The following is a 6280-nucleotide window of genomic DNA, read 5'->3' on the forward strand; positions in this document are numbered from 1 at the left end:
GAACACCTTCTGCCCAGACCCCGGCGACGGCTTCGACCTCGAAGACTTCCTCCAGTCCGGCGGCACCGTGTACCTGCTGGTCGCCGAGAAACAGGCCACCGCCCTCGCCCCGCTGATCGCCGCCTTCGTCGACGAACTGATCGACATCTCCAAGCGGCGCGCGGACAGCATGCCCGGCGGACGGCTCGACCCGCCCCTCGGCCTGTTCCTCGACGAGATCGCCAACGTCGTCCCCTTGCCTTCCCTCCCCGCGCTGATGTCGTTCGCCGGAGGCTCCGGCATCTTCATCACCGCCATCCTCCAGTCCCGCGCCCAGGCCGAAGCCCGCTGGGGCAGCAAGCAGGCCGCGATGCTCTGGGGCGCGGCCACCGTCAAGCTCATCCTGGGCGGCCTGACCGGAACCGAACTGCGCGATCTCTCCGAACTCATCGGCGAATACGACCGGCACCTGACCAGCTACCAGCGTGGCGACGACGGCGCCCTGACCATCGGAACCTCCATTCAGCGGCACCGGACGATGACCGCCGAGGACATTCGCACACTCGACACCGCCGAGCGCGAAGCCCTGGTCATCCACGCCACCACCCCAGCCGTCAAGATCCGCATGACCCGCCACTACGAAGGCCCCGGCGCCGCCGAACACGCCCGCGCTGAACGCGACGCCCGTGCCCTGCTCGCCGAAGTCGCCGCCGCGACAGCGAAAGAGCCAGCCTGATGAACAGCATCGACGACCATCACGCCGCGCCGCCGACCATCGCCCCGAGCGCCAGCCACCGGCTGCGCGGACGTCCCCGGCTCACCGGGAGCCGCCTGACCCGCCGCCCACACGCCCGACGCGAAAGCGCCGCCGACCACGGCGAGCCTCGGCCCGGCGCCACCACGCTGCCCGAGTGGCACGCGATGACCGAGCCCGAATACGTACTCGCCTGGCAGCAACTGCGCTCCTGGACCGCCTGGCTGGTCGGCCGCTACCGACTGGTCCTCGAAGACCGGCTGCCGCCGTGCTGGCCACAGCACCCCGAACTGATCGAGGAACTCTGGGCGCTGCGCGCGTGGCGCGCCGAAGCCTACGGCCCCGATGGCTCAGGACAATCCGCCGTCTACTGGCACCAAGCCCTCGTCGCGTTCCTCGGCCACGTCACCACGTGGTGGGCCGGCGGATGCCGCGCCGGACACGCCAGCGTGGACAGCGAACTCAGCGCTGAGCACGCCAGCGCCTGGGCGGACGCCGACCCGCTGGCAGGCGTCCCGCGGCTCCTGCGACCAGCCGCCACCGTCCCCACCGATCCGAAGCACGAACCCGGAGTCATCACCATGCCGCAGCTCAATGTTCTGACCATCGCACAGATGCAGGCTCTCACCGACGCCGGCCTCGCCCATCCCCAACACCACACCATCACCGCCTTCACGTACTACGACGGCTCCTGGTGGACCCACGCCTCCCCAACGCGGCAAGCAACTGATAGCCGCTACAACAGCGACACCGACGCGGTCTGGTTCCGCGCCGACGACATCGACCCCGCCTGCGACCCCACGTTCCAAGCAAGGTCGTCCGCGGCTCTGGCTACGATCACCTGACGCGCTCTGGTCGGCGTGTCGTGCGGGAGACCTCACAGATCGCAACGCTTAGACACGCAGACGTCACAATCAAGTGTCCCGGAAGCGCAGTTCAGCGGCCATATAGCGACTACGTCAGCGATATACGTCAAACGTATGGCCCCTTGCGGGCGGCGCCGCTCAACCGGCACCCTGGAACCAGAACATGACAGGAAACGACGTCTCAGCCGGCGTAGCGCGGGCCCGTCGTCGACACGGAAGCAGCGGCTCCGCCCATGGCCTACCAAACTCCTCCCCGCTCGTGCTCCCGCTGCAGCACCCGCCTGGCGTGGGACAACACCGACCACCTTTGCGCGGCATGCCGCAGTAAAGCCCGCGACGAACTGGTGAAGCCGCCCACGCTGCCACGCGCGTTCTGGCTGCACGAGCACCTGCGCGACGCCCTCGATGGCTGGCACTTCGGCCGACTGATCGCCGCCTACCGCACCCACCCTCATCACGGCCGCGTGCTCACCCAGCAGACCGTCGCCGGCTGGCTCAACGTGACTCAGGCCCAGCTCAGCCGAATCGAGAGCGGACGCGCGCCCGAGGAACTCGGCAAGCTGATTCACTGGGCCACCACACTCGGCGTGCCGGGCGACCTGCTCTGGTTCAAACTGCCCTCGGAGAAGACACGTCGCGTATCGGATCCGCGAGGCGCATCGGTGTCGCCAATGGTCTTGCTCCCATGCACCGCCGCCGAGCTCCGCACTACTCCGGGAGCCGCTGATCAGAGTCCGCCCGATGATGAAATCACCGCACGCGTCAGCCGCGCGTTGCGTGACCCCGGCAGCATCGACTTCGTGACCGTCGCGCACTTGCGGCACGCAGTCCAAGAACTCGACGAGCAGTACCTCTCAGAGCCGTCGACATCTTTGCTCGCGGACGCCGGACGCCATCTCGCCTGGATCAGTTTCCTAAGCCCGCGCGCGACCAACGGCCGGGTGCGCCGGGAGCTGTCCGCGGTCGAGGCGGAGGCCGCCGTCTTGATGGGGCAACTGGTCTGGGACGCCTCCCAGCGGCACGATCACCACGGCGCGCGCCGGTACTTCGATCAGGCGGTTGATGCCGCGCAGCGCGCGAGAGATCCGTTGATCGAGGGCCTCGCGCTTCTTCGCAAGAGCATGGTCGCCCTCTACGGTGACAAGAAGCCGCGCGACGGATTGGCCCTCGCCCTCCAGGCGGCCGAGACGACCGCTCCCGTCAGTAGCGTGCTCACCGGCTTGGCGACACTGCACGCCGCAGAAGCACACGCGATGCTGGGCGCGCGCGTCTCCTGCGAGCGTGCGCTTGCCGCCGCAGAGAACCGGTTCGCCGGTATCGCGGCGCAAGACGAGGCGATCCACCAGTACTCGCCGACCCATTTCGGCCGCATGGCAGGCTCCTGCTACCTCGAACTCAATCAGCCCAAGCGGGCCGAACACTTCCTGCAAGCCACAGCCGAGTTCTTCGACGGCACCTCCAAACCGCACACGATCGTCCTGGGAAACCTTGCGCTCGCCGGTATCCGTCAGGGCAAGCTGGATGAGGGTCTCCGGCGGTTGCACGAGGCGATCGAGGTGATCGAGCACAACCGCAGCGGCGGCGGCCTCAACATCGTGTTCGGCGCCGGACGCGAACTGCGCCGATGGCGCACCTCTCCGGCGGTCCACGAAGTCTACGATCGTCTGCTGAGCCTGACCGCGGCAAAGTAGGGACTGTGAGCGACACCAAGCAGCCGAAGCAGGCCGTGCGCGAACGAGTATGGGCGACGCTCGAAGCCTCAGGCTTCGTCGAACCCGGCGTAACCGGCTACATCCCGGCGTTCACCGGCGCCCAGCAGGCGGCCGATCGCCTCGCGTCGCTGGACGTCTGGCGCGGCGCGCGCGTAGTCAAAGCCGGTCCTGACCGTGCGCAGCAGCCTGTGCGCGTGCTCGCGCTGGAAGCCGGCAAGCTGCTCTACATGGCTGCGCCGAGGCTCGCGCAGCGGCTGCCGTTTTATCTGCTCGACCCCGGGACGCTCACCGTGCCCGCCATTGAGGCGGGCGACCGTACCGTAGCCGCGCGCGTCGCCACCGCGGTCGACACGCAGGACATGCGGCCGGTCGACCTCGTCGTCTGCGGCAGCGTCGCGGTCAACACAAGCGGCGCGCGCCTGGGCAAGGGGGCCGGCTACTCGGACATCGAGATCGCCTTGCTCGCCGAAGCCGGCCTCATCAGCGAGCGCACGACGATTGCCACGAGCGTCCACGATTCTCAGGTTCTTGACGAAGACCTACCGGAGCGCGAGCACGACTTCCGCGTAGACCTGATCGTCACACCGACGCAGGTCGTATGGTGCAGCGGACCCCGCCGGCGCCCCGCCCGCGTGCTCTGGCACGAATTGACCGCCGAACAGATCGACGCGATGCCAGCGTTAAAGGCCCGCTGGCCCAGCCGTCCTCGCCGATCTCAGCGATAGCCGGCCGTCGCCGCCAGGCGGTTCATCGCGTGCGTGGTGGAGTTTCCCCAATTCCCGCCCTCGTGGCACCCCTTTGCTCTCTGATCGCACCAGCCAAGTATGCGGCACCGCAGTGCGCTGCGACACGCGATGTGCCGCCGCCTTCCAGCCGCCTCGCGAGCGGGATACGCCACTCACGTGTGCACGCGAGCTCAATTGCGCACCGCAGGCGGCCCGCATCTCAGCACCGCACGCCCTATGCATTCGGCGCATGGCGCGGCCGCGCACACGATGCGCGGCGCGTATGCGCTTCCCGACAACGACTGGCTTAGCGTCGTCATGCTATTGATGCCCCTTCGCCTTGGAAAGTGTCTGCGATGTCCGTGCCGATTGAACGCCGTCTGCCCAACCACGCGCTGCGCGCGCTACGCCAGTCGCTGCACATGAGCCAGTCCGAGTTCGCCCGGGCCGTGCAGCACGCCGGGCAAGCGCTCGGCGAACCCAACACGTGCAACAAACGGCTGATCCAGAAGTGGGAGTCGGGCGAGCACACCGACTGCCGCCCGAACTACCGGCGCGCTCTGGAGCGGGTGACCCGGGCACCATACGATCGGCTCGGTTTCCTCAACGCGGGCAGCGTGCAGCCTGCGCCCACGCCCTGGCGCGCTCTGGCCGCTATCGAGTCGCTCCACGGTGGCCGGGGGCAGCCGGTCCCGGCCGCATACGACCGCCTGCGCCACGCCTTCGAGAAACCGGTCCGCGCTGACGCGGGCAGCGTGGAGCTGATCGAGGCCGCCACCGACCGGTTCTTCGACCGCGAACACCACCAGCGCGCCAGCGTCCTGCAGAGCGCGCTCACCCGGCACATCGACGCGATCGCGGCACTGCTGACCGGCACCAGCCGCGATGCGCTACGCCGCCGCCTGACGCTGGCAGGCGGAAAGAGCGCGGCACTGGCCGGATGGCTGGCCTTCGACCAGGCCGATACCGAGGGCGCGCACCGCTGGTGGGACAGCGCCCTGGCCGCCGCGCGCACGACCGGCGACGGCGCGCTGTTCGCCTGCGCGCTGACCTACCTGAGCCACAGCGCCGCCGAACGCGGCGACCCGGCCACCGCGTGGCAGCTGGCGCACACCGCCGCCGCGCACGCCGGCGCCGATCCGCGCACCCGCGCCTGGACGACCGGGCGCGCAGCCCAGGAGGCCGCGCAGTTCGGGGAGGCACCGACAGCGCTCAACGAACTGAACCGGGCGGTCAAGCTCGGCGGCGAACTGCCGCCGTCCACGCCGGGCGACGGCACGCCGCCATGGGCGCGGTTCGTCGACGCCGCCTACATCTGGGCCGTTGCCGCGAACGTACACGGCCACCTGGGCAACACCATCGAGGCGCACACCGCCGCCACCCGCGCGATCGCCGCACTCGCCGCCGGACAGACCAAAATTAGGGCCCTCATCCTCGCCGAAGCCGCCTACGCGACCGCGGCCGTCGGGGAGATGGACTTCGCGATGAACTACGCGTCCGAGGCCGCCACCCTCGCCGAGACGCTTGAGTCCACCCCGGCCAGGCGACGGCTGCGCGCGCTGATCCCGCTGCTGCCCCGCCCTCTGAACGCCCCCGCACGCGAACTCGTGCAGCACATCACGATCGACTGACGGCCTGATCAGAAATCCGCAACAAGCGGCGCTGTGAAAATCACAATTTCTTTCGCCCAATAGGGTGAATTAGCGTATCCGGCATTTCTGATTTCGGATTCAGTCGACGTTCCGGCAGGTGAAGCGCGTATGATCACCTGCACAGCTGAAAACAAGGACCCCGGCCGGTGCTAGAACACCGCCGGGGCATGGCACCAGGAGAAGTGACCTCCGATGCACGTACATCGTACTGCCCGCACGCGCTTTTTCACGACACTCGGCAACGAGGTGTTACGCGACAACCGGCTGAGCTTCTGCGCGCGCGGCATCCTCGGCCACCTTCTATCGTTTCCGGATGGCCAGCGCGGCGACATCCGCACCCTGGCCGAACGCACCCCGGAGGGCCGCGAACGCGTGGCCTCGGCGCTGCGCGAACTGGAGCGGTTCGGCTATCTCAAACGCGTCGTGACGCGGACTACGGAAGGCCGCTTATACACCGAGGTCGATCTCTTCGACGCCCCCGACGGCCCGCTGCCCCAGGCGGCGCCGAAGGCTGGGTTTCCGGGTTCCGGTGGCCAGGCGGCCGGCCCAGACGGCGATCAACCCCCTAAGCAAAGGGATGAAGAACCCACCC

6 protein-coding genes are annotated in these 6280 nt (G+C 68.7%); all 6 read left to right on the top strand.

All coding sequences use genetic code 11. The features are described from left to right. Positions 1-715 (top strand): type IV secretory system conjugative DNA transfer family protein (locus tag KGA66_RS27535; RefSeq protein WP_211472257.1); only part of this gene is annotated, 715 nt, incomplete at its 5' end. Then, positions 715-1578, top strand: coding sequence for a hypothetical protein (locus KGA66_RS27540; RefSeq protein ID WP_211472259.1), 864 nt, complete (start codon positions 715-717; stop codon positions 1576-1578). The genes KGA66_RS27535 and KGA66_RS27540, both read left to right, overlap by 1 nt. Positions 1579-1832: 254 nt before the next feature. Then, the gene (locus tag KGA66_RS27545) at positions 1833-3290 is read left to right on the top strand and encodes a helix-turn-helix domain-containing protein (RefSeq protein WP_211472261.1); all 1458 of its coding nucleotides are present in this window, start codon (positions 1833-1835) and stop codon (positions 3288-3290) included. A gap of 5 nt (positions 3291-3295) precedes the next feature. Then, on the top strand, positions 3296-4036 hold the full coding sequence (locus tag KGA66_RS27550; protein WP_211472263.1) for a 5-formyltetrahydrofolate cyclo-ligase: 741 nt from the start codon (positions 3296-3298) through the stop codon (positions 4034-4036). A 356-nt stretch (positions 4037-4392) separates the two neighbouring features. Continuing rightward, complete coding sequence (locus KGA66_RS27555; RefSeq protein WP_211472265.1) at positions 4393-5667, top strand: helix-turn-helix domain-containing protein; 1275 nt, start codon at positions 4393-4395, stop codon at positions 5665-5667. Positions 5668-5880: 213 nt separating this feature from the next. Then, positions 5881-6280, top strand: a 400-nt coding sequence (locus tag KGA66_RS27560; protein WP_211472267.1) for a helix-turn-helix domain-containing protein, incomplete at its 3' end; no start/stop codon positions are given.

Source organism: Actinocrinis puniceicyclus (genome assembly GCF_018283645.1).
Taxonomy (GTDB): domain Bacteria; phylum Actinomycetota; class Actinomycetes; order Streptomycetales; family Catenulisporaceae; genus Actinocrinis; species Actinocrinis puniceicyclus.